Annotated in this window: 15 protein-coding genes; 5 read left to right on the forward strand and 10 right to left on the reverse strand. The window is 70.3% G+C overall.

All coding sequences use genetic code 11. The features are described from left to right. The 3 genes from A3IC_RS0144075 to A3IC_RS0144085 form a co-directional block, all read right to left on the reverse strand. Positions 1-1,100 (reverse strand): beta-ketoacyl synthase N-terminal-like domain-containing protein (locus A3IC_RS0144075; RefSeq protein WP_026219431.1); only part of this gene is annotated, 1,100 nt, incomplete at its 3' end. A 51-nt stretch (positions 1,101-1,151) separates the two neighbouring features. Beyond that, a complete protein-coding gene (locus A3IC_RS0144080; RefSeq protein ID WP_020556449.1) occupies positions 1,152-5,987 on the reverse strand; it encodes a type I polyketide synthase in 4,836 nt (1,611 codons plus the stop codon). Between the two features lie 49 nt (positions 5,988-6,036). Next, positions 6,037-6,897, reverse strand: a complete 861-nt coding sequence (locus tag A3IC_RS0144085; protein ID WP_020556450.1) for a sugar phosphate isomerase/epimerase family protein — start codon at positions 6,895-6,897, stop codon at positions 6,037-6,039. A gap of 263 nt (positions 6,898-7,160) precedes the next feature. Here A3IC_RS0144085 and A3IC_RS0144090 point away from each other — a divergent pair, with 263 nt between their 5' ends. After that, positions 7,161-7,814: an O-methyltransferase gene (locus A3IC_RS0144090; RefSeq protein ID WP_020556451.1), complete on the forward strand. Its 654-nt coding sequence runs from the start codon at positions 7,161-7,163 to the stop codon at positions 7,812-7,814. A gap of 80 nt (positions 7,815-7,894) precedes the next feature. Here A3IC_RS0144090 and A3IC_RS60060 read toward each other — a convergent pair whose 3' ends face one another. Further along, on the reverse strand, positions 7,895-10,549 hold the full coding sequence (locus A3IC_RS60060; protein WP_020556452.1) for a helix-turn-helix transcriptional regulator: 2,655 nt from the start codon (positions 10,547-10,549) through the stop codon (positions 7,895-7,897). Positions 10,550-11,267: 718 nt separating this feature from the next. On the opposite strand from A3IC_RS60060, the gene A3IC_RS60065 reads away from it, so the two are divergent. Beyond that, on the forward strand, positions 11,268-14,072 hold the full coding sequence (locus A3IC_RS60065; protein ID WP_052174068.1) for a helix-turn-helix transcriptional regulator: 2,805 nt from the start codon (positions 11,268-11,270) through the stop codon (positions 14,070-14,072). A gap of 60 nt (positions 14,073-14,132) precedes the next feature. On the opposite strand, the gene A3IC_RS0144105 is transcribed toward A3IC_RS60065, so the two are convergent. The 3 genes from A3IC_RS0144105 to A3IC_RS0144115 form a co-directional block, all read right to left on the reverse strand. Next, on the reverse strand, positions 14,133-14,453 hold the full coding sequence (locus A3IC_RS0144105) for a hypothetical protein (protein ID WP_020556454.1): 321 nt from the start codon (positions 14,451-14,453) through the stop codon (positions 14,133-14,135). Between the two features lie 209 nt (positions 14,454-14,662). Continuing rightward, complete coding sequence (locus tag A3IC_RS0144110) at positions 14,663-15,079, reverse strand: SRPBCC family protein (protein ID WP_158696344.1); 417 nt, start codon at positions 15,077-15,079, stop codon at positions 14,663-14,665. Between the two features lie 85 nt (positions 15,080-15,164). Further along, entirely contained in the window at positions 15,165-17,375 is a 2,211-nt protein-coding gene (locus A3IC_RS0144115; RefSeq protein WP_020556456.1) for an MMPL family transporter, read from the reverse strand. A 412-nt stretch (positions 17,376-17,787) separates the two neighbouring features. Between A3IC_RS0144115 and A3IC_RS0144120 the strand changes: the two genes are divergently transcribed. After that, positions 17,788-18,813 (forward strand): TetR/AcrR family transcriptional regulator, encoded by a 1,026-nt coding sequence (locus tag A3IC_RS0144120; RefSeq protein ID WP_020556457.1) that lies wholly within the window; start codon positions 17,788-17,790, stop codon positions 18,811-18,813. A gap of 74 nt (positions 18,814-18,887) precedes the next feature. Here A3IC_RS0144120 and A3IC_RS60070 read toward each other — a convergent pair whose 3' ends face one another. The 3 genes from A3IC_RS60070 to A3IC_RS0144140 form a co-directional block, all read right to left on the reverse strand. Beyond that, on the reverse strand, positions 18,888-19,421 hold the full coding sequence (locus tag A3IC_RS60070) for an Lrp/AsnC family transcriptional regulator (RefSeq protein ID WP_063744966.1): 534 nt from the start codon (positions 19,419-19,421) through the stop codon (positions 18,888-18,890). Positions 19,422-19,543: 122 nt separating this feature from the next. After that, on the reverse strand, positions 19,544-20,941 hold the full coding sequence (locus tag A3IC_RS0144130) for an NAD(P)/FAD-dependent oxidoreductase (protein ID WP_020556459.1): 1,398 nt from the start codon (positions 20,939-20,941) through the stop codon (positions 19,544-19,546). Positions 20,942-21,147: 206 nt separating this feature from the next. Beyond that, complete coding sequence (locus A3IC_RS0144140; protein WP_020556461.1) at positions 21,148-22,596, reverse strand: aldehyde dehydrogenase family protein; 1,449 nt, start codon at positions 22,594-22,596, stop codon at positions 21,148-21,150. 281 nt (positions 22,597-22,877) lie between these two features. Here A3IC_RS0144140 and A3IC_RS0144145 point away from each other — a divergent pair, with 281 nt between their 5' ends. Then, a complete protein-coding gene (locus A3IC_RS0144145) occupies positions 22,878-24,359 on the forward strand; it encodes an APC family permease (RefSeq protein WP_020556462.1) in 1,482 nt (493 codons plus the stop codon). Between the two features lie 202 nt (positions 24,360-24,561). Next, positions 24,562-25,128 (forward strand): GNAT family N-acetyltransferase, encoded by a 567-nt coding sequence (locus A3IC_RS0144150; protein ID WP_020556463.1) that lies wholly within the window; start codon positions 24,562-24,564, stop codon positions 25,126-25,128. The last annotated feature ends 8 nt before the right edge of the window (positions 25,129-25,136 follow it).

The raw sequence follows: 25,136 nt of genomic DNA on the forward strand, positions 1-25,136 counted from the left end.
CCGTACGTCGCCAACAACGCCTGCGCCTCGATCGGATCACCGAGCGTGGTGCCCGTCCCGTGTCCCTCGACCGCGTCGATCTGTGCCGCCGGCACGCCGGCGTCGGCCAATGCCTGCCGGATGACGCGCTGTTGCGCGGGACCGTTGGGCACGGTCAGGCCGTTGGAGGCGCCGTCCTGGTTGATCGCGCTGCCTCGCACCACGGCCAGCACACGATGTCCGTTGCGGCGGGCGTCGGAGAGTCGTTCGAGCAGCAGCATGCCCGCGCCCTCGGCCCAACCCGTGCCGTCCGCGTCGTCGGAGAACGCCTTGCACCGACCGTCGGGGGCGAGTCCGCGCTGGCGGCTGAACGCGACGAAGGGGGCAGGTGTCGCCATCACCATGACGCCGCCGGCGAGGGCGAGCGTACATTCCTGCCGGCGCAGCGACTGGGCGGCCAGGTGCAGGGCGACCAGCGACGAGGAGCATGCCGTGTCCACGGTGAGCGTGGGGCCCTCCAGGCCGAGCGAGTACGCCACGCGGCCGGAGATGACCGCCGGCGAGACGGCGGTGGACATGTACGCCTCGGCAGCTTCCGGGGCACGCAGCAGCAGGTCGCCGTAGTCCTGGATGCCGGATCCGGCGAACACCCCGACCGGCGTGCCGCGCATCGTCTGCGGGTCGATGCCGGCCCGCTCGAAGACCTCCCAGGACGTCTCCAGCACCAGGCGCTGCTGCGGGTCGGTCGCGACCGCTTCGCGCGGGGACATGTCGAAGAAGGCGGCGTCGAACTCGCCCGCGTCGTGCACGAATCCGCCCTCGCGGACATAGCTCGTGCCGGCTTGATCGGGGTCGTCGTGGTGCAGGTCGCCGAGGGGCCAGCCGCGATCGGTGGGGAACGTGGTGATCGCGTCGCGGCCTTCGGAGACCAGGCGCCACAGGTCCTCGGGATCGCGCACGCCGCCGGGGAAACGGCAGCTCATCCCGATGATCGCGATCGGTTCGTGCTCCTGGCCCTCCACCTCCTGGAGCCGCTGCCTGGTCTGTTGCAGGTCGGCGGTCACCCGCTTGAGGTATCGAAGCAGCTTGTCGTCGTTGCCCGTGCCGCTCTCGTTCGCCATGTCCGCCTCGTTCGCCATCCCAGCCTCACAACTGTCCGTGTGCGCGACCGGTCAGGCCGAGCCGAGTTCCTTGTCGATGAATGCGAAAACGTCTTCGGCGGAGGCGGTCTCCAGGAGGTCCTCGACGACCGGCTCCGCCGCCCCGCCCGAGCCCTCGGTCAACCTCGCCGCGAGCGCCCGCAGTCGGGCGGGAACGCGGTGACCGAGCAACTCGGCGGCCGGCAGCAGCGTCAATGCGGCTTCGATCCGGTCGAGTTCCGCCGCGATGGACATCTCCTCGGTACCCGTCTGCCGGCGCACTTCCGCCGCCACGTGGTCGGCGAGTGCCGCCGGGCTCGCGTGGTCGAAGACCGCGGTGGCGGGCAGCCGCAGGCCGGTGGCGCGGTTCAGCCGGGTCCGCAGCTCAACGGTGGCCACGGAGTCGAACCCGAGGTCCTGGAAGGCCCGTTTGGCCGCCACCTCGTCCGCGGTGTCGTACCCGAGTACGGCGGCCACGTGCGTCCGGACCAGGTCCAGGAACGCGCGGCCCTGTTGGGCGGCCGGCAGCGCGAGCAGTTCGGCCAACGGCGCGGCCCCGGCCGCCGGTGCGGCCTCGTCGTCGCCGCTCAGTGCCTGCCGTACCTCGGGAATCGCGTCCAGCAGCGGGCGCGGCCGAGCGAGCGTGTACGTCGGCGCGAAGCGGGACCAGTCGAATTCCGCCACGACCAGGTGACTTTCGTCCTGCTCGATCGCCTGACTCAGCGCGCCGACGGCGAGCGCGGTGTCCATCGCGGGCGCGCCGATGCGCCGCATGAACGCGCTGATCTCCGCGTCCACCATGCCGCTGTCCAGCGGTCCCCAGGCGATCGAGGTCGCGGTCAGTCCGCGGGCCCGGCGGCGCTGGGCGAGTGCGTCCAGGAAGGCGTTGGCGTTGCCGTAGGCGGCCTGCCCCGAGCTGCCCCAGACGGCGGCGCCCGAGGAAAACAGTACGAACGCGTCGAGCGGGTGATCGGCGAGCAGTTCGTCCAGGAGCAGTGCGCCGCCGATCTTCGCGTGGCCGACCTCGGCGAACTCGGCGAGGGTGCTCTCCGCCAGGGTCGTGTCCCGTCCGGACGCGCCGGCGGCGTGTACGACCGCGGTCAGCGGCAGTTCGTCCGGGATGGAGTCCAGGAGTGCGCGCAGCGCCGCTCGGTCGGTGACGTCGCAGGCCGCGATCGTCACCAGGGCGCCCAGGGCCTCCAGTTCGGTGGAGAGCTCGGCCATGCCGGGTGCCGCGGAGCCGCGCCGACTGGTCAGCACCAGGTGTTCGGCGCCGGCGCGGGCGAAGTGCCGGGCGACATGGGCGCCGACGCCGCCGGTCCCGCCGGTGATCAAGACGGTGCCGCGCGGGCTCCAGGTGCGGTCGGCGGGCGCGCCCTTGAGCGGCGCCCGGACCAGCCGGCGGGCGTGCACGCCGTCGGCGCGGATCGCGATGCGGTCCTCGGCGGTGCCCGCGCACAAGACCCGATACAGCGCTTCCGTGGCGCTGTCGTCCAGGTCGGCCGGCACGTCGATCATGCCGCCCCAGAAGCCCGGGTGGTCCAGGGCCAATGCGGCGGCGGCACCCCACAGGGCGCCCTGGTGCAAATCGGCGGGTTCGTCGAGGGGGGCGACCGCGACCGCGTTCGCGGTGACGCACCACAGGGGGACGGTCAGGCACACGTCGGCGGCGGCCTGGATCAGGGCCACCGTGCCGGCGGTGCCGCGGGACAGGGTCGGGTGCCGCGGGTGTGCGCGGTCGTCGAGGGCCAGCAGCGACAGGACGCCGACGGTCGGTTCCTCGGTGGCCTTGTCGAGCAGGCTTCGGGTGAGCTCGGAGCGGTCGACGTCGTGGTCCGGGATCAGCACGACGCGGGCGCCCTGGCGGGCGAGTCCTTCGGTGATCGCGACGACCCGCTTGTCGTCGCCGTGGTCGGCGGGGACCACGAGCAGCCAGCGGCCGGTCGGTGCGGGAGCGTCGAGGTCGGTGATCGAGGTCCAGTCGAGGCGATAGCGCCAGGTGTCCCGAAGCTCCAGGTCGCGGCTGCCGCGCCGCCAGGCGGACAGCGCGGGCAATACCCGGTCCAGGGCCTCGGCGTCGACGTCCAGGCGCGCGGACAACTCGGCGGTGTCCCGCTGTTCGATGTCGTCCCAGAATTTCGCGTCGCCCGGGGTCTCCGCTCCCGGGCTCGCGGCGGTGGGCGTCGGCTCCCAGTAGTGCCGGTGGCTGAACGCGTAGGTGGGCAGGTCGACGACGCTCGGGCGGGATCCGCCGGCGAAGTACGCCGGCCAGTCCACCCCGGCTCCTCGCGCGTATACCGTGCCGAGTGCGAGCACCATCTCGCGAACCTCGCCGCGGCCGCGGCGCAGCGTGGCCGCGAACGCGACGTCGTCCGCGTCGGCCGCGCAGTCGGGGCCCATCGCGGTCAGCGCGGCGTCCGGTCCGAGTTCGAGGAACGTCGTGACGCCCTTGGCTTCCAGGGCACGAATCGTGTCGTGGAAGCGTACGGGTGCGGACACATGTCGCACCCAGTGGTCCGCGTCGAGCCGTTCGGCGAGCTCGCCGGTCACGGTGGACAGGATCGGGATCGACGGAGTCCCGTACTCGATGCTTTCGGCGATCTCCCGGAACCCGGCGAGCATCGGCTGCATCAGCGGCGAGTGGAACGCGTGCGACACCGTCAGCCGCCGGCTCTTTCGGCCCTGCGCGGCGAACAGGTCCGCGATCGCGGAGACTTCGTCCTCGGCGCCGGACACCACCACCGACTCGGGCCCGTTGACCGCGGCGATTCCGGTGCGCTCGGTCAGCAGCGGGGCCACCTCGTGCTCGCCGGCCCGAATGGCGATCATCGCCCCGCCGGCCGGCAGTGCGTACATGAGTCGACCACGCGCGGCCACCAGTCGAGCCGCGTCGGCCAACGAGAGCACTCCCGTCACGTGCGCGGCGCTCAGCTCGCCGATCGAGTGGCCGGCCACGAACGCCGGGCGCACTCCCCACGATTCGAGGAGTCGGTACAGCGCCACCTCGATCGCGAACACCGCGCCCTGGGTGTACATCGTCAGGTCCAGGGCTGTCCCGGTCGTCCACATCACGTTGCGCAGCGGGCGGTCGAGGTGTTGGTTGAGCTCCGCGCACACGGTGTCCAAGGCTGCGCGGAAGACGGGGAAGGTCTTGGCGAGTTCGCGGCCCATGCCGACGTGTTGGGCGCCCTGGCCGGTGAACAGGAAGGCGACCGGGCCGTGCGGCCGGGCCGCGGCCCGCACCGTCGCAGCCGTCGGCGCGTCCTGGGTGAGCCCCACCAGCCCGCGGCGCAGGTCCTCGTGGCTCTCCCCGACGACCACCGCGCGGTGGTCGAGCGCCGCGCGCGTGGTGGCGAGCGAGAACGCCAGGTCGCCCGGGTTCGCCTCGGGACGCGCGTCCAGGTGCGCGAGCAATCGGGCCGCCTGCTCGCGCAGCGCGGGTTCGGTCCGGGCGGACAGGGTCCACGCGAGCGGCCGACCGGCGAGGGCCGGCTCGTTTGTCACCGGCGCCGGTTCGACGGCGGGCGCCTCCTCGATGATCACGTGCGCGTTGGTACCGCTGACGCCGAAGGAGGACACGCCCGCCCGCCGCGGCCGGCCGTCGCTCGACCACGGCCGCGCCTCGGTGAGCAGGCTCACCCGGCCCGCCGACCAGTCCACATGCGGCGTGGGCTGGTCGACGTGCAGGGTCTTGGGCAGCACGCGGTGCCGCATGGCCATCACCATCTTGGCGATTCCGCCGACGCCCGCGGCGGCCTGGGCGTGGCCGATGTTCGACTTCAGCGAACCCAGCCACAGCGGGCGGCCGGCGGGCCGATCCTGTCCGTAGGTCTCCAGGAGCGCCTGGGCCTCGATGGGGTCGCCCAGCCGGGTGCCGGTGCCGTGTGCCTCCACCACGTCCACGTCGGTGGCGGCCAAACCGGCGTTCACCAGGGCCTGTTCGATCACCCGCCGCTGCGCGGGACCGTTGGGCGCGGTGAGGCCGTTGGACGCGCCGTCCTGGTTGACCGCCGTACCGCGGACCAGCGCCAGGACGGGGTGCCCGTTGCGCCGGGCGTCCGAGAGGCGTTCCACCAGCAACCAACCGACGCCCTCGCCCCAGCCGGTGCCGTCGGCCGAGGCCGCGAACGCCTTGCACCGCCCGTCGGCGGACAGCCCGCGCTGGCCGCTGAAGCCGATGAAGGCGTCCGGGGTGGCCATCACGTTCACCCCGCCGGCCAGCGCGAGCGAGCAGTCCCCCGCGCGCAGCGCGTGCACGGCCCAGTGCAGCGCGACGAGCGAGGACGAGCACGCGGTGTCGACGGTCACCGCGGGCCCCTCCAGACCGAGGCTGTAGGCCACCCGGCCCGAAGCCAGCGAACCGGTGCTCTGGTTCTCCGCGTAATCGTGGTAGACCATTCCGGCGAAAACTCCGGTACGACTTCCGCGCAGCGCGGTCGGATCGATACCGGCCCGTTCCAGAACCTCCCACGCGGTCTCCAGGATCAACCGCTGTTGCGGATCCATCTCCTTGGCCTCGCGCGGGCCGATCTTGAAGAATTCGGCATCGAATTCACCGGCCTCGTGCAGGAATCCGCCGTGTCGGGTATAGCTCTTCCCGGGTTTCCCCGGCTCCGGGTCATAGATTCCTGCGGTGTCCCAGCCGCGATTCTCCGGGAAGGCGGAGATCGCGTCCCGGCCGTTCGCCACGAGATCCCACAGGTCTTCCGGGGAGGCGACCGATCCGGGAAAGCGGCAGCTGATGGCGACAATGGCGATCGGCTCTCTGGCCCGCGCTTCGATCTCGTGCAGTCGGCGCCGGGTCTCCTTCAATTCGACCGTGGCGCGCTTGAGGTAGTCGCGGAGCTTGTCGTCGTTCACCAACAACACCAACCCATCTCACCGCAGGACCTGACATCGTCTCGCCGGATATTCGCAATCAGCGCGCGCGGGCCGCATCCATCAACACGGCCACCGAGTCCACCGTCCGCGCCACGTTCTCCGCCGCGGTGTGCGCGCGCAGGTCCGCGGACAGCACCTCCGCGGAGATCGGGATGTCCACGCCCTTGGCGTCGAGCGTGCGGATCAGCCGTACCAGGTCGAAGTCGCCCTCGCCGGGCATCAGGTTGTGGTGCAGACAGTCGTCGAGCCGGGAGCCCTTGGGTTCGGCCGCGGCGTCGCGCAGTTCGAGGTTGAAGATGGACGCGGCCGGGAGGCGGTCGATCTGGGTGAAGGCGTCCGGGTCGCGGAAGAAGTGCCAGGCGTCCACCACCAGGCCGCCATTGGGCCGGTTCGCGGCGAGCAGCATGTCGACCGTGTCGGCGTAGTCGAACCCGGGATTGACCGACTGGGGTTCCATCGCCACCGAGATCCCGCGCGCCGCGGCCCGGTCGCAGACCCCGGCGAAACGCTCGACGAGCAGGTCCGGGCCGGGGAGTTCGGTGGGCGTCATGATGACCGTCTTGATCCGGGGGATGCCGAACAGGTCGCACAGGTCGTACATGTGCTCCTCGCGCTCGCGCGCCATCTTCTGGTAGTCCCCGCCGAAGTGCCAGGCGAAGAGGATTTGCAGTTCGCCGATCGTCACCCCGTACTGATCGAGGATGCCGCGCAGGTCCTCCACCGAATTACTCTCGAGCAGCTTGTCGAATTCGTCCGCGTCGAAACCGATACCGAGGACGTCGTCCCTGGAGGCGGCGGAAACCCGTTCTTCGAACGAATAGCCCGGAGGTTCGTCGTAGGATGCGCCGAGCAGGTGAAGATACGGCAGGAACACACCCTGTCGGTCGAGCAGGCCCATCTCGCCACTCCATTCGTCGAAACGTGCGCGCAGTCTGCACCTCATTCAATCCGGGGGCGCGCGGGCAGCACCACACGGACCACCCCCTAAGCTCGACGGCAACCCCCTATATACGAACTCGTGGTCGTCGCGCAGGTCTCTTCGGCCGACCGAACGCGTAACATCTCGGCCGTGCACAGTGACCGTGCCCGAGAGTTGATCCTCGGCTGCGCGTGTGGTGCCGACCCGAATCCTCCCCGCACTTTCGGCCCGAAAGGCTCAGAATGAGTACGCTCTCGTCTGACCGCGTTCGCGCGGCCCTCGATGCCCTCTATGCCGACGAGGAGGTGAAGGACGAACCGGTGGTCGCGGCCGTGATGGCCAAGAACCGCCCGCTCGGCTCCTTCAGCCATCAGGAACAGACCGAGATGCTCGCCGAGGCGTACATCTCGATCCCGCGTGAGGTCGGCGATCTCGTCTACCTGATGGCCCGCAGCCGCGGCGCCAAGCGGATCGTCGAGTTCGGCACCTCGTTCGGCATCTCCACGCTGTTCCTGGCGGCGGCCGCGCGGGACAACGGCGGCGAGGTGATCACCACCGAATGGCACGCCGGCAAGGCCGAGATCGCGTCGAAGAACATCGCCGACGCGGGCTTCGACGACATCGTCGACGTCCGGGTGGGGGACGCCCTGGAGACGCTCAAGGACCTGCCCGGCCCGATCGACATGGTCTTCCTGGACGGCTGGAAGGACATCTACCTTCCGGTGCTCAAGCTGATCGAGTCCTCGCTCGCCCCGAACGCCGTGGTGATCGCCGACGACATGGGCACCCTGCCCGAGCAGCCCTATTTCGACCACGTCCGTACCGGCGGCGGCTACCACTCGGTGCACGTGCCGATCGGTGACGGACTGGAGGTCTCCCTGCGGGTGGCCGAATAGCCAATCCGCGCGCCGCGACCGCGAACGTCGCGCCGGTCGGCCATTCGGTCGACCGGCGCGACGTCGGCGTTTCACCCGGTTCAGGCGGTGTCGGCGGCGTACACCCGGATATCCATGGGCAGTTCCTCCCGCCGACGGATGCCGAGCTTGCGATACACCCGGGTCAGATGCTGCTCGACCGTGCTGACGGTGACGTAGATCCGACCGGCGATCTCCCGGTTCGAGTAGCCCGCCGCGGCCAGCACCGCCACCCGCCGTTCGGATTCGCTGAGCCGGGCGAACTGGTCGTCCCGGTCCGCTCGTTGCGCCTCTCCCGGTTCGGCGGTGGGGACCTGGGCGGGCGGCGTCGCGGCCACCGGCTCCTCCCCGTGACAGATCTTGGCGATCCGGCGCGCCCGGCGCGCAGCGGTCCGAGCGTGCGTGTCGTTCCCCAACGCCTGGTAGGTCTCGCTCAGATCCGCCAGGACCCCCGCACTCTCGTAGCGGTCGTTGCCGATCTGGAGCATCCCCAGCGCCTTCTCCAAGAGAGGCAGCCGAGCGTCGACCGGCATCGTCGCCGCCAGGCACCGCAGGGTCAGTCCGTACGCCCGGGGCAACTCCGGCCCCAGCCCGGCCGCCTGCTCCTCGGCCAGGGCCGCCGCGCGATCACGCCGGCCCAAACGCAACCAGCCGCGCGCGGCGCCCAGCCGCCACGGCACCAGGGCGGGGGTGTCGATGTGCCACAGGGCCATCCGCTCCCCGCACGCGGTGAAGTCGGCCAGTGCGGCATGCGGGCGATCCGCCGCCAAATGGTGTATGCCACGCGCGTAGAGGTAGTGCAGGCCCGAGCGGGTCTCGAACAGCGCGGGGTGGACGGGGCGGCCGAGGCACTCGGCGGCGGCGGCGTGGTTGCCGGTCGCGGTGTGCGCCTCGACCAGGGTGGCCAGCGCCAGGCCGACCTGGGCGTTCCACCCGTGCCCGGACATGAACGCAAGGAATGACTCGGCCTGTTCGATCGCCGAGTCCAGTTGTCCCTTCCGCAGCGCGACCAGGGCCCCGAGGCTGCCCAACCACGCGGTGCGTACGGGTTCGTCGCGCGCCTCGGCGACGAGTCGCTCGCACCACGCGGCGGCGGAGTCGATCAGGTCGGCGTGCACCAACGCCAGGATCGCGTCGGCCACCGCCTCGAACGACCCGCCACCGCCTCGGCTCTCCTCCCGCAGGACCTGCTCGGCCTGGGCCATGACGTCCCGATCGACCCGCTGTCCGAGCGCGGCGGTCAGCGCCTCGGCGGCGCGCAGCTCCGCCGAGCGGGGTCCTTCGACGGCTGCCGGGTCGCCGCTGCGCGGTGCCGGTGCCGTCAGGCCGAGTACGGACGCCAGCCCCGGAGAGCCGGCTGCGACGCGCAACCTGGTCAGTTGCCACGCCTCGCCGAGTCGGGCCACGTCGTGCCCTGCGGCCACGTGCGCGACGATCTCGACCGCGTCGGCGCTCCGCAGCGACCAGAGCAGGGCGTCGGCCACCCGCAGCGCCTCGTCCGGGGCCACCTTCCCGGCCAGGATCGGACCCTTGAGCGCGAGGAATCGCGCGTCGGCCGCCGCGGGGTCGACGAGGCGGAGCAGCTCGGCGATCCGGATCTTGAGCGCGTAGCGGCGGCTCGGGTCGAGGCAGCACTCGCCCGCGAACCGGAGGTATTCGACGGCGAGGGTGCTCCGCCGGTGGGCCGGCACCTGCCGGGCCGCGTCCTGGAGTGCGGACAGTGCCCACTCCTCGGGCAGTGGGCCGGCCGCCATCAACAGGTTCGCCACTGTGTGCGACCGCGCGCCCGACTCGTACAGCAGCCGCGCCGCCCGATGCCGCTGGAAGGCCGCCTCGTCGACGGGCAGTTCGTCCAGGACCGCCGACCGGATCTCCTCGTGCCGAAAGCGGGTGCCATGCAGCACCCCGGCCGCGTTCAGCTCGCGCACCAGATGTCGCGAGGTCTTCGGGTCGATCCCGCACAGTCGGCTCAGCAGGCCGATGTCGGCCGCCTCGCCCAGTACGGCGACGCCTTGAACCACTCGGGTGGCCGGCAGGCCCATACGGTGTAAGCAGCCGGCGATCGCCTGCCGCAACCCGGTCCGCGCCGATGCCCCCGCGGCGGCGTCCGGGATCGTCTCGACCGACGCCGGGCGGCCGCCGGCCGGCGTGTGCCGGATCGCCGCCGGGTGTGTCCTGCCGACGGGTTCGAACCGTGCGGCTCGCACCGACTCCACGCCCTCACGGAGCTGGGTTTCGAGGCGGATGCGCCGTACCTGCGGACCATCGATCAGCTCGCGCAGCGCGGCGGATGTCGCTCGGCCCGGCAGCGGATCCCCACCGAGCACGAACACGAGCGGGCGACCGGGCACGGCCTCGGCGAGGCGGGGCAGTCCGCGCAGCGATTCGACGTCGGCGAACTCGACGTCGGCGATGGCGACGAGCACCGGAGCGCCCTCGACCACCGCTGCGTCCACGGTGGCCCCGATCGCTCCCAACGAGTGCCGCAGCCGCCCCAACATGGCGTAGGGCACGTGTTGTTCCCCCGGTGAGCCGGTGACGTCCAGCACCGTGGCCCCGGCTTGGGCGGCTCGTCGGCCCAACGCCCACAGCGCCGATTTCGTGTCCGGCGCCCGGGCTCCGTCGACCACCGCCAGCAGGCTTTCGCCCGCTGCGGCCTCCGCCAAAACGTCGTCCAATTGTCCGAATATGTCCTGGTATTCCACCAACAACGACATCAGCAATCCCCCATGCGCCGAGTGTGTCTGACGTTGAACCCACGGCCGATCCCGTTCCCCCGGGCGCCACCGCCGGGAGCGGCGGGATGGCAGCCCGGGACCGGCTCCGCCGGAGCCGGGACGCGACGATCCGGACCACGCCGTCCGGCGCCGCCTCGTCCCCGAAACGCGTTCGATCGATTCCCGCGATTCGCTTCCTTCGTTACCGGAGGGCGGTCGCCCGAAAACCTTAATGCGCACTAGTACGGGGCCGGGCGACCAACTGCTCTTTGACGCACCTCCGGTGAGAGCCAACGAATCCCCCGACCGAGCCCGCAGCATCGGACAGGAACCGTATGTCCCGCATACAGTGCGAAGGTACTGGCGTTCCATAGGGTCTGCAAGCCCGCCTCACGGGGGGTGATGCGATGGCCCCTACATACTTACCGGGCCGGACTCCAACGCGTTCGTCGCGCCGGTCGTCGAACGGCTTGCCGGTACACCCGCGGCAAGCATCGCAGTCCGTGTTTTGGCCAAGGCATTACCGAAGACTCTTGACCACTACACGGACAGACACCTACCGTGCCCGTGATACACAGTTTCGAATCCAAACAAGATCTAAACGAGAGGTGAGGCGCCGGGCAATCCCACGGAACGGCCGTCATTAGCAACGACGACCGCTCGTATGGTGGCCGACTTGTAAACCTTGTGTGAACTCGCTGATGTCGAACTCGGGGGAATGTCGACGGTGTTGTTGGTAGAGCGAAATCAGGAGATGAATCGACTCGACGGGCTACTGGCCGGCGACGACTCCGGGCGTTCCGTCGTCGCGATCGTCAGCGGATCCACGGGCATGGGGAAGACCGCCCTCCTGCGGGCTTTCCGGAAACGCACGGCGGCGGCCGGAGTCACCGTGCTCAGTGCGAGCAGCTCACCCGAGCGCCGCGATCGCCCCTATTCCACCGTGCGCGAGCTCCTGGATTCGGCCGTTCTCAGCGTGCTCACAGCGAGCCCGGGCCGCTTTTCCGCGCGCCCCGATGCCGTCGATCCGGGGCCGGCACAAGCTGCCCGCGCGCTGATCCGGACGGTCTCCGAACTGTCCGAGCACGGCCCGGTCCTGGTGGCCGTCGACGACATCCAATACGCCGATCCGGCGTCCCTGCGCTGCCTGCACCGTCTGGCCCGGCAGCCGACCGCAAATCCCGTCGCCGTCGTGCTGACCTGGGACCGCAAACTCGGTCGGCGCTCCCACCCGGCGCTCGAAGAGTTGCTCTATTGCCCGAGCGTACGGCGCATCCATATCGGTCCGCTTTCCTCGCGTGGCGTCGCCCCTTCGGTTTCCGAATTATTCCCGGGAACGGCCGACCACCAGCTCGCGCAGATGTGTTTCGAGCGATCCGGTGGGAATCCGTATCTCCTCGGCGTGGTACTCACCGAAATGAATACCGACAAGGAAGGGCCGGCGGAAACACATGGCGCGCCGAAATCTCCCGCGAAAAGCACCGGGATAATATTCCGCGATGCGCTGGTCACCTGTCTGCATCGAATGGGCCCGATCGCGGTGATCATTGCCCGCGGTGTGGCATTGCTTGATGAATGCGCCGACATCCACTTGCTGAGCCGATTCGGAAACGTCGGCACGGTGACGGCCGGAAATGTCCTGCGCAAACTCACGGAGATCGGCGTCGTGCGCGATTTCCGGTTCCGGCACGAGGCAGCCCGTTCGGCCGTGCTCGACGACATCCCACCACACGAGGCCGTACGCCTTCGGCATCGCGCAAGCCGCCTGCTGCGCGAGGAGGGGGCACCGGCGGAAGCCGTCGCGGCCCATCTGCTGCTCGCCGGACCGCTGCGCCAGGACTGGGTGGTGCCCGTCCTCCTGGACGCGTCCCAGGCCGCCCTGCTCGCCGGCCGCACGTCGACGGCGATCCACTGCCTCGAACTCGCCGCCCAATGCTGCGCCGACGAGGCCCGGCGATACGTGGTCGAGGTCCGAGCGGCCGGTCTGCAATGGCTGCGTGAGCCGGCCCGGTCCCAGGAGCGGTTCCTCGCGCTCGGCGTGCCGCCGCGCGAAGGCAAGCCCGCGCTCGGGCCGGTCATGTCGGTGGCCGAGGGCCTGCTGTGGCACCTGCGGTTCGAGGAGGCGCTCGACCTCGTCGACCGCTTCGGCCCCGGGGATCGAATACCGGCCGCGCGGCCCGCGGTCGGTTCCACCGTTACGCGCACTCGGCTGCTCGTCGAATCCACGTATCCGGGCCTGCTCTCCCGGTTCCCCGGTCGCGCCGCCGACGACGCGCCGCACTCGGGCGCGGTCGCGCCGGCCACCTCGGCGCCCGGTCACCGCGCGGTGCACGCCCTGTCCGCCGTGCTCACCGGCAGCGCCGACGAGCACACCATCGCCCAAGCCGAACAGGTCCTGCAGGACGGCGGTTTCGCACACGGCTCGTACCGGGTGATCGCCCCCGCGCTGCTCGCCCTGGTCTACGCGGACCTGGTCGACTCGGCCGCGACCTGGTGCACACGCTTCCTGACCGGGGCCGGCAGTCACGAAACGCCGGGCTGGCAGGGGGTGCTGGGCACGATCGGCGCCTTGGTCTCGCTGCGCGAGGGGCGCCTGGACATCGCCGTGGACAAGGCGCGAGCCGCACTGGCGCACATCAACGGGACGACCTGGAACGAGAGTTCGGTGCTGGCGACGGCGACCCTCGCCGAGGCGTACACCGCGATCGGCGACCACGAGGCCGCCGCTCGGGAGTTCTCCCGCCCGGCGCCCGACGACCTGTTCGAAACCCGCGCGGGGTTGCACTACCTGTACGCCCGCGGCAGGCACCGCCTGGCCACCGGCCGGGCCCGCGCGGCGCTGGCCGACTTCATCGACTGCGGGGACAGAATGACCCGTTGGGGCATCGACACGGCCGCGCTCGCGCCCTGGCGTGCCGGCGCGGTCGAGGCGTGTCTGGCGCTGGGCGACGACGCGGGCGCGGCCCGCTGGGCCGAACAGAAAGCTTCCCCCTCGAAGATCGCCCTGCCCCGGGCCCGGGGCATCGAGTTGCGCTCGCTGGCGGCCACCCGCGCCGTCCGGGACCGACCCGGCCTGCTCGAAGAGGCTCTCCAGTTGCTCCAGCACAGCGGTGACCGCTACCAGAGCGCGCATGCGCTCGCCGACCTGGGCGAGGCATACCAGGTGTTGGGCGACCGGGCCAAGGCCCGTACCGCGGCCCGCCGGGCCCGCCGGATCGCGGAGAGCTGTCACGCCGAACTCCTGTGCCGCAGGCTGGTGTCCACGCATCCGTCGACCGCGAAGCCGACCGATGCCCAGGGCCCCCCGACCGACGGGGACCGGTTCGCGATCCTGAGCGACTCCGAGCGTCGGGTGGCGATTCTGGCCGCGCAGGGCTACGCCAACCGGGAGATCTCCGACCGCCTGCACGTCACGATCAGCACGGTCGAGCAGCATCTGACCCGGGTCTACCGGAAGATGAGCATCCGCAACCGCGAGGAACTGCCCACCGAGTTCCGGATCGGCTCGACGACCGACGGCTGACCACCCCTCCGGGCCGGGCGATCGGGTTGCGAACCCGATCGTCCGCTTCGGCGCCCCCGGTCACCCGTCGTAGCTGACCAGTCCGGCGGCCCGGACCTCGCTCAACCACCCGTCGAGTTCGAAGCGGACCCAGACCGCCTCGGTGCCCCACAGTTCGGCGAGCATGGCCGCCGCGAGATCGGGTCGCCCCTGGTGCCGCTGGAGTGCGATCCACATGGCCACCGCCGGCGGCGCGTAGCGGTAGGACTCGTCGGCCCAGGCCGAGTAGAGCTCGAGCCGGCCGTCGGCGGTGACGGTGACCGTCGTGTCGCGCGCGGGTCGGATGACCATCCGCCGCTCCCGGTGCGGGTTCGGGTCCGGGTCCTCGGCGCTCACCGTCATATCGACTCCTCAGTCTCTTCGTCGAGGCACCGAAGGCATGACGCGTGAGTACGGCATCACCTCGACGAGCCACTTATAGCGGATCGCCGGGTCGGTGAGGAGGGTACGAAGAAGCCGGAGCCTCCGCGGACGGGGGTCGGCGGAGGCTCCGGTCGCACCGCGCAACCGTGACGGGGGGCACGTGGCGGTGCGGTTTGGTGGGCTCCCCCTCAGGCTGCTGCCTCGGCGAGGGCCCTGGCTCCGATGGCGAGATTGGTGGTCAGTCCCGGACCGAGCGCCTCACCGAGCGCCTCGTTGCCCGGCCCCGCCAGCTCCAGCCGGTGGGTGATCCGCGCACCGCCCGAAGTCAGCGGCGCCACCCGGCAGATGGTCCGCAGGAACACGTTCTCGTCGACCTGGGTCTCCATCGTGAAGCTGTGCTGCGTGGTGACCGCGGAGAGCCGGAACGGCACCGGACCGTACGCCTCGCTGGTGATGGTGCCCTCACTGCCGGCGGCGAACGGACCGTGCAGTTCGACCAGCTTGATGCCCGGGTTCCAGATGGGCCACGTGGTCAGGTCCATGTAGTGTCCCCAGACCACCTCGGGAGCGGCGTCGGTGTCGATGCCGTATTCATGATTCCACATGTGCATTGCACCCCTTTAATTTCGCCAAGACTTCTTCACGAACATCGCGCCGTCCCGATTCGTCGAGCGCGGGAATTTCCCACGGTCAATCGACTCCGACCGGCTGCGGAGAAACGTGCGACGCTTCCGGCCGGGCCAATTCCGCGGGAACGCTGTGGGAGAGATGCGGCAGCCAGCGCAGGAACCACGGCATGTACCAGTTCTTCTCGCCGAGCAACATCATCATCGAGGGCAGCAGGATCATCCGGACGATCGTGGCGTCCAGCAGCACCGCGACCGCCAGGCCCACGCCCATCTGTTTCATGTCCTGCATGGACAAGGTGGCGAACACCGCGAACAGCGCCGCCATGATCGTGGCCGCCCCGGTGATCGCGCCCGCCGTGGCCCGAATGCCCTGGCGGATCGCCTCCTTCGTGGACGCCCCCTGATCGTGCGCCTCGCGGATCCGGGACACCACGAACACGTGGTAGTCCATCGAGAGCCCGAACAGGACCACGAGCACGAACAGCGGCATCCACGCCTCGATCGCCCCGGCCGGCTCCGTGTGCAGCCGCTCCGCCTGCCAACCGTCCTGGAAGACCCGGGTCATCGCCCCGTACGCGGCGAGCACCGACAGGATGTTGAGGCAGATCGAGAGCAGCGCGATCGGCAACGAGCGGAAGCAGATCAGCATGATCAGGAAGGTGACGGCCACGATGAAGCCGAAGACGGGCAGGATTCCGCTCTTCAGCTTCGCGGTGAAGTCCACGGACGAGGCCAGGTCGCCGGTGACGTAGACCTTGGTCGCGGCCGGCGTCAGGGTCTGTGGGATGAGCTCGTCCCGCAGGTGATCCAGCGCCTTCTTCGAGCGTGCGTCGGACCCGTTGCCCGCGAGCGGCACCTGGATCCTGGCGACGTTCGCCTGCGGGAAGACCTGCGTCTCCACGGCCTTGCCGAAGTCGGGGCTGGCCTTCGCCTTGGCCGCGAAGTCGGCCAGCGCGGCCCGGGTGGGCGCGGACCCGATGTCGGCCGCCTCGACCACCACCGTCGCCGGAGCCGGGCCGCCGGGGAAGGTCGAGGTGATCTCCTCGTAGTCCACGCGCAGCGGGGCGTCCGCGGGCATCTGCTTCTGGAGGCCCAGTTGTTCGGTCTTCATGTCCCGGGCCGGCGAGGCCAGCACCACCATCGCGGCGATCCCGAGCACGGCGAACAGCGCGGGCGCGGCCAGCACGGGCTTGAGCAGCGCGCCGGAGAGCCCGCCACTGGCCCGCGGGCGGCCCTTGCGGCCGCCGAGGAAGGGCACCTTCCCCTTGTTGACCCGATCGCCCAGCCAGGACATCAGCGCGGGCAGGATGGTCACCGAGCCGAGCATCGCGATGAAGACCACCAGGATCGTGGCCGCCGCGAAGCCCTTGAAGATGAGCAGGCCGGACAGGAACATGCCGGCCATGGCGACCATCACGGTCACCCCGGAGATCAGCACCGCCCGGCCCGACGTCGCCGCGGCGATCCGCAGCGCGGTCTCCGCGTCCCGGCCGGCGGCCCGCTCGTCGCGCTCGCGGCGCAGATAGAACAGGCAGTAGTCGATGCCCACCGCCAGGCCCATCAGCAGCATCACCGAACTGGTGGTCTGGAACATGTGCATCTTGTAACTGAGCAGCGCCAACAGGCCGTTGGCCGCGATGAACGCGGTCATCGCAAGCGCGACCGGCAACAGCGCGGCCACCAGCGCGCCGAAGGCGACCAGGAGGATGCCCAGGGCCAACGGCACCGCCGTCCACTCGGCCCGTTGAAAGTCCTCGGAGAGCATGTCGTTGAGCCACTTGTTGGCGCTCGCGTCGCCGAACTGGTGGAGCTTGACGTCACCGTGGGCCTTCTTGACCTCGTCGACCGCGGCCAACACCGGCTTCATCCGGCCGTCGGCAGTTGCCTTCTCACCCTTGATCTCGAAGGTGATCAGCGCCGACTTGGCGTTCTCCGCCGGCAGCGGCGCCTTGAGCTGCTGGACGACGTCGATGCCCTTGAGCCGGCCGGTCAGGTCCGCGGCCGCCTTCTTCCACTCGTCCGCGTTCCGGCCGGTCACCATCACCAACTCGACGGCGGGCTCCTCGATCTTGTGGTCCTCGAGGATCTGTCGGGCCCGGGCCGAGTCGCCGGCGTCCAGCTCGGCCACGGTGGCCTCCTGGAGGCCGGCGTTGCCACCGACCGCCGCGGTGATCACCACGAACAACAGCCAGCCGAAGATCGCCGTTTTGCGATGGCGGGTGCTCCACCCACCGAGTCTTGCCGCGATGCCACGCCCTTGCCGGCGGGTCACGGCTGTTCACCGCGGCACGCCGCCGTGCCGATCGGGGTGGCTCGTAAGAGCGTGGGCATCTGGGTTCTCCGCTTCGAATCACTGGAACTGTATATGCCGTAGATGCTTGAGTTTATGTTATACGCAGATAGAGTTCGTGTTGTCAACGAGTAACCGAGGCGGGCCACTTGGAGTGACGAAAAGCCCCTACCGCCGGGGCGCGTACAACGTAACCGCGTCATTCCCGGGCGGCGATTCGACCGACCGCACGGTCCACCCGGGCGGACGTATTGAAACGCTCCGGCGCGGGTGGCCGGGGGAAATGGCGGACGGCGCCGGTCGGCACACTCGTACCGTCGGCCGCCCGAGCACCGAACCTCCGCACTAGTGCACTGATTCGACGAGCCCGTCACAGACGAACGGAGAGGCGAACGTGACCAGCACCGAAACGCAGCCGGAGGCCCGTCCCGAGACCCGGTCGGGGCCCGACACCCGGCCTGATCCGCCGTCGGTGCGGATCATCGCCGAGATCCGCCGGCGGATCGCCACCGGCGAACTGCGCCCGGGCGACCGGGTTCCCTCGACCCGCTCGATCACCCGGGAGTGGGGCGTTGCGATGGCGACCGCCACCAAGGTCTTGTCGACGCTGGGCCGGGAGGGACTGGTGCAGGTGGTGCCGGGGGTGGCCACAGTGGTCGCGGTACCCGCCTCCCGGCGCTCCGCCGGCCCGTCCCGCCCGGCACCCGGTCGCGGCACCCCGGCCGTACGTGCGGAGACCCGCGAACCCGAGCAGTTCCTCACCCGCGAGCGGATCGTTCGAACCGCGATCGCGGTCGCCGACGAGGAGGGCATGGCGGCGCTGTCCATGCGCCGGATCGCGGCGGAACTCAGCGTCTCCGCAATGTCGTTGTACCGCTACGTGCCGGGCAAGGACGAACTCGTCGCGCTGATGGCCGACACGGTCTTCGGCGACCTGGAACCCTCCCGCCCCGACATCACCGGCTGGCGGGCCCGGATGGAGACGACCTGCCGGGTGCAGTGGGACCTCTATCGCACGCACCGGTGGCTGGCCCAGGCCCTGTCACTGACCCGACCGCGTCCGATGCCCAAGGCGATGGCGCAGGTGGAGTGGATGATGGCCGAGGTCGACGGCCTGGATCAGGACGAGATGCTCTACATAGCGCTCACCGTGATCGGCTTCACCCGGGGTGCCGGTACCGACATCGACTCGGAGTTCGAGGCCGAACGCTCGACCGGACTCAACAACACGGACTGGCTGCGCTCCCAGGTGCCCGCGCTGCACAACATCCTCAGCTCGGGCGCCTACCCGATGTACACCGGAGTCGCGGCCCGAAACGCCGTGTTCGACCTGGACACGCTGTTCGACTTCGGTTTGAACCGACTCCTGGACGGAATCGGCGCGTTCATCGAGGAACGCACCGGCCGCCGCGCGTCCTGACGGCGCGTCACGGGCGCGCCGTGGGGTCCGCCCGCCCTCCGAGGGAGCGGGAGACCACACGACGCGCCCGGTGCTCAGCGGCTGTCGCGCTGATCCAGCCCGGACCCGGGCGGTATCTCCGGCGCGTCCAGCAGCGAGGACTCGACGCCGCCGACGCCCCAGCCGTACGCGAGCTTGTGCACTTCCAGGACGAAGAAGGAGTCCGTGGAGAGCACCCCGTCGATCAACAGCAGCCGCCGATTGAGCAGATCGGTGAAGTGGTCGGTGTCGCGGCAGATCACCTCGACCATCACGTCGTACTGCCCGGCGACCATCACCACGTAGGAGGTCTCCGGCAGTTCGCGCAGTTCGCGGCACACCTCCCGGGCGCTGCCCGGTCGCACCCGCATGCCGATCATCGCGAGCCGATCGAAGCCGATCGTCAGCGGGTTGGCGATGCCGACGATCTGGAGCGTGCCGCTCTCCTCCAGGCGTTGCACCCGATAGCGCACCGAGGACGCCGGGATGCCCAGGTCCTCGGCGATCTGCTTGTACGCACGCCGGCCGTCGGCCTGGAGGATGGCGATGATGCGCCGGTCGATGTCGTCCAACGGGCCTGCGGGGTTCATGCGGCTGCTCCGGGTGTGCTGTGGCGCCGAGTTCGGCACGTCCTCTCGATCCTCGGCAGTCATCTTGCCCTGTTCTTCTCGCCTCCCCGGCACACCCGGCCCGCCGGGGCCGCTCACGTCGGTCACGAGTCGAAGCCCAGACCGAGCCGGTCGAGCGTGCGCAGCCACATGTTGCGGCCGCCGTGCGCGTCCTCGCGGGCCATCGACCAGCGGGTGGCCTGGATGCCGATCCAGCGCGCGGGCTCGGGCGGGAACGGGATGGGCTTGCGCTTGATCATCTCGATTTCCGTACGCTCGGATCGGGTGCCCGCGAGCAGGTCGAGCACGACCTCCGCGCCGAACCGGGTGGCGCCCACGCCCAGTCCGGTGAAGCCGAGCGCGTAGCCGACCCGGCCGGCCGCAGCGGTGCCGGCGAACATGCAGAACCGGGTGGTCGAGTCGATCACCCCGCCCCACGCGTGCGAGAAGGCGACGTCGGCCAACGGCGGGAAGGTCGCGGCGAACTGCTCGGCGAGCACGTCGAACGTCTGCGGCCGCTGGGTCAGCGCCTCGTCCACCTTGCTGCCGAAGTGGTAGATGGCGTCGTAGCCGCCCCACAGGATGCGGTTGTCCTCGGTCTTGCGCACATAGTGGAACTGGTTGCCCGCGTCGGTGACGCCGTGCGCACCGGTCCAGCCGATCGCGGCCAGCTGATCGTCCGTCAGCGGCTCGGTGGTGAGCGCGTAGTCGTACACCGGCACCATGCTCAGCCCGAGCCGGCGCAGCAGCGGTGGAAAGATGTTGGTGGCCAGTGCGACCCGGCGCGCGCCGACGATCCCGTACGGGGTGGTGAGCCGGATCAGGTCGGTGGGCTTGGTGTCGATCGCGGTGACCTCGGTGCGCTCCACGATCCGCACACCGGCGTCCAGGCAGGCCCGGCGCAGCCCCCACACCAGGCGGGCGGGGTCCAACAGCGCGTAGTCGGGCTGCCATACGCCCGCCGACCACAGCGGCGAGTCGACGTAGGCCCGCAGCGCGTCGTGTTCGAGGTATTCGGCCTTCTCGCCGTGGCGGTTGGCGACCGGTACCGACGCGCGCAGCGCCTGGGCCTGCCACGGGGTGGCGGCCACCGCGACCTTTCCGGTGCGGGCGAAGCCGCAGTCGATGCCGTGCGTGTCCAGGTCGCGTTCGAACGCGGCCAGGTTCTGCGCGCCCAGGCGTTGCAGCGTGTCGATCTCGTCCGGCCAGCGCTGGAGGCCGTTGGCCAGGCCGTGGGTGAGGCTGGGGGAGCAGAAACCGCCGTTGCGCCCACTGGCGGCGTGGCCACAGGTGCCCTGTTCGAGCACGAGTACGTCGCGGCCGGGATCGCGTTGTTTGGCGATCAGGGCGGTCCACAGGCCCGTGTATCCGCCGCCGACCACGGCCAAATCGGTCCGGGTGTCCCCGACCTGGCGGGGCAGCGGCTCCGGGTGTTCGGGCCGATCCAGCCAGAACGGTTCCTGGGCGGTGCGGCGCAACGCGGTGCGGTGGCTGGGGGTCATGCGGTTCCCTTGCGGGTTGTGGCCGATATGTGCACTGAGCCGGCCCTCGAACGCCGGCCGGGCTGTCATGGCTCGATTCGCGAAGCCGGCCCGGCCGGCGTTCGAGGGCACCGGGGCCGAAGGCCGGTTCGACTCGGCCCGGCCGCGTTCGAGGTCGATCAGCCCGGCCGGCGCTTGAGGCCAAAGCCGGTCCGGCGATTGGGGACCTAAAGGTTGATCACGCCCGTGCGCAGGTCGGACATGTCCAACAGCGTGTGCTTGCCGCCGATCCGGCCCCAGCCCGTGCCCCGGTTGCCGGCTCCGCCGAACGGCATGTTGACGTCCCAGAAGCATGTGCTGTCGTTGACCACGACCTGGCCGACGGCCATCTCCTCGACGAAGCGGTAGGCCGCGCGCATGCTGCTCGTGAACACCGCGCCCTGGAGGCCGAGCTTGTCGTCGTTGGCCAGCCGCAGCGCGTCGTCCTCGTCGGCGGCGGTGATGATCGGCACGACCGGGCCGAACGATTCCTCGCGCGAGAGCAGGCTGTCGACCGGGACCTGGTCCACGACGGTGAACTCGTAGTACAGGTCGGTCGGCATGCCCTCGCGGCGCTTGCCGCCGAGCAGCACCTTGGCGCCGCGCTCGTGCGCGTCGGCGATGTGCCGGTCCATCTTCGCGGCGACGCCCTCGTTGTTGAGCGAGCCCAGGTTGGTCGCGGCGTCGAACGGGTCGCCGAGCACCACGTCCTCGGCGGCGCGCAGTACGGCGGCCACGAACGCGTCGTGCACCTCGTCCACCACGATCACCCGCTCGGTGGCGCAGCAGACCTGGCCGGCGCACAGGTACGCGCCGTAGACCGCGGCCTTGGCGGCGGCGTCCAGGTCGGCGTCCTTCAGCACGACCAGCGGACCGTTGCCGGAGCACTCCATGATCGAGCGCTTGAGACCTGCGCTGGCCTGGATCTTGGCGCCGGTGGCGGAGGAGCCGATGAAGCCGATCGCGTCGATGCCGTCGTGGCGCACCAGCGCGTCACCGGTGGCGCCCTCGCCCGGGAGGATGTTGATCAGGCCCTCGGGGACGCCGGCGGCGACGAACGCCTCCATCGCCTTGAGCACGGTCAGCGGCGTGTTGGCCGGCGGCTTGACCACGTGCGCGTTGCCGGTGGCCAGGCCCGGGGCGACGAACTCGGCGAGCATGAGCAGCGGGAAGTTCCAGGGGGTGATGATGCCCCACGTGCCGACCGGCGCGTAGAAGGTCCACATACGCTTGGTGCCGTCGGTGGAGGGCATCGTCTCGCCGTGCAGCCGGACCGCGTCCTCGGCGTGCAGGTGGAAGAGCTGCGCGGCCTCCTCGATGTCGGCGACCGACTCGGCGAGCGGCTTGCCCTGCTCCAGGGTCTGGAGGCGGGCCAGTTCCTCGACGCGCTTGGTGATCTCGTCGCCGATGCGGTGACACAGCTCGGCGCGCTGCCAGACGTTGACCTTGGCCCACGCGCGCTGTGCGGTGTTGGCGGCGGCCACGGCCTTGTCCAGGTCGGCGGCGGTGGGCACCGGGATGGTCGCGACGTACTCGCCGGTGACCGGGCTGACCACGTCGTAGCCCTCCGCGCCGGTGCCGTCGACGTAGGCGCCGTTGATGAAGAACTGGTGGCGGGCGGAGCCGTTGCTGCTCATGCGGGGGGATCCCTCTCTGTCCTCGGGCGGCGTGTGCTCAGACTTCATCAGCAACTTTGACCTGTCAATAGATCCCAATGAGCAACTTCCACAGGTCTCATTTGTCGAATGAACAAAGACGAAGCCTTGACGTGGTCGAAAACTCGCATCTATAACAGGGCCATCAGCAGGGCCGACGACGCCGCCGACAACGGCGCCCCCCGAGCCCGCGACCCCCTCCCCCAAGCGGCCGTCCCCCGGGATCACCCACCGGCCGCTCCCACCCCGCGAAGGGGACACAGATGACCGCGTCAACTCAGCCGGCCGCCCCCGGCTCGACCGGCCCCACACAGGCCGACACCACACCGGCCGGCGCTGCGGCGAATGCGCCCGCGCTCGCCAAGAAGATGCGCTGGTACGACGGCTTCGCGATGTCGCTGACCATGCCCGCCGCCCTGATCGCCTCGCTGGGTGCGTCGATCGGCGGACTCGGCGCGTGGGGCGCGATCGCGCTGTGGGCCGGTTCGATGGTCCTGGCCACGATCGCCAACTGGATCTACACCGAGCTCGCCGCGATGTTCCCCGAATCGTCCGGCGGCATCGCGCACTATGCGACCGAGGGTTGGAAGAAGCGGGCACCGTTCGTCGGCCCGCTGGCCAGCATCGGCTATTGGTTCCCGTGGACCACCGCGCTGTCCGTGTACGCGGGCATCATCGGCTCACTGGTCCAGGCTCAGTGGTTCAAGGGCCAGGACTGGACGCTGGACCTGGGCATCGCCGAGCTGACCTTCCCGATCGTGGTCGGCCTCGCGGTGATCGTGCTGCTGTTCGGCGCGGCGATGTTCGGCCTGCACGTCGCGATGTGGGTCGTCTACGTCACCGGCGGCATGCTCCTGGTGCCGCTCGCGGTGTTCATCGTGCTGCCGTTCGCCAGTGGCGACTGGAGCGCGAGCAACCTGCACTGGAACCTGCACGGTGCGGCGGGCATCCGCGAGTCGCTGGTGTGGCTGTACGTGATGGCCTGGACGTCGTTCGGCGTCGAGGTCTGCGCGACCTTCGCCCCGGAGTACAAGGACACCGTCAAGGACACCTCCCGGGCGCTGCGCGCGGGCGTGCTGTTCTCGCTCGGCGTGTTCATCCTGCTGCCGCTGGCGCTGGCCGGGTACGTCGGCGAGGGTGCGATCGCGCTCGACCCGACCACGTTCTACGTCGGCGCGTTCAACGATCTGGTGGGCGGCGCGGCCGACCTGATGGTGGTCTTCCTGATCGCGTCGCTGCTGCTGATCATGATCACCGGTCTGGCCGACGGTTCCCGGGTGCTCTACAACATGGGCAAGGAGGGCACCACGATCAAGCAGGTCGGCGTGCTCGACAAGCGCGGCGTGCCGGCTCGGGCGCTGATGATCGCGCTCGTGGTCAACGTGGTCATCCTGATCGCGCTCAAGACGCCGTTGGCGATCATCGTGACCGGCAACCTGGGCTACATCCTGACCCACATCCTGGCCATCTCCGGCTTCGCGATGTTGCGCAGGGACCGCCCCGACCTGGCCCGCCCGATCCGGCTGCCGAACTTCTTCGTCCCGTTGGCCTGGCTCCTCGCCGCGTTCCTGATCGTGGTGCTGGTGGTCGGCGCGACCGGCTTCTCCATCACCGGCTACGGCGGCTACAAGGAACTCGGGGTCGCCTGCGGGGTGCTCATCGTCGGCGTGGCCCTGTGGCTGTACCGCACCAAGGTCCAGGACCCACGCGACGCGGCCGGCACCGAAACGGCCCACCGCCGCTGAACCCGGCCCACCACGAACGGGGTCCCGCGCCTGGCGCGGGACCCCGTTCGTCGTCACGGCCGGTTCGAAACCCACCCGACCCCGTTCGTCGTCAGCGGCCGGTTCGAAACCCCACCACACGCGCCCTCACCGGCTCGGGACACCCACCTCGTGGCCGGCCGGTTCGCGACCCCTGCCGGAGCTCGCGAGGCACACTCGACCCATGTCCACCGAACCCCCGACCACCTACCGACTGACCTCCGCCATCGAACTGACCGGGCCCGGAATCCGGCTACGCGAATGGACCGACGCCGACCTCCCGTCCCTGGTCGACCTCTTCGACGAGGTCGAGACGGCCCGATGGACCCCGCTCGCTTCGCCCTTCGATGCCGAAGCCGCCCGCGAGTTCCTCACCAAGGCCCGGCAGGCCAGGGCCGAACATCGCTCGATCCAATTGGCCGTGACCCTCGACGGCGGCGAGCCCCGCGGCGTGATCATGTTGTTCGTCGGCCTCGACGGGCGTCGCGATCAGGCCGAGTTGGCGTACACGATCGGGGCCGCCCATCGCGGTCGGGGGCTCGCCGCGAAGTCGGTCCGGCTGATGACCGACTACGCCTACCGGGTGGTGGGCGTGCACGCCGTGGGTCTGCGGATCCCGTCGGACAACATCGCCAGCATCGGCGTGGCCCGGGCCACCGGGTTCGTCCGCACCGACGCGCCGACGATCGTCCGCGACCGCCGCGGCAGTCCGTTCACCCTGGAGATGTGGCTGCACCGGCGGCTTGCGTGATCGCCGCT

It is taken from the genome of Embleya scabrispora DSM 41855, assembly GCF_000372745.1.
Taxonomy (GTDB): Bacteria; Actinomycetota; Actinomycetes; order Streptomycetales; family Streptomycetaceae; genus Embleya; species Embleya scabrispora.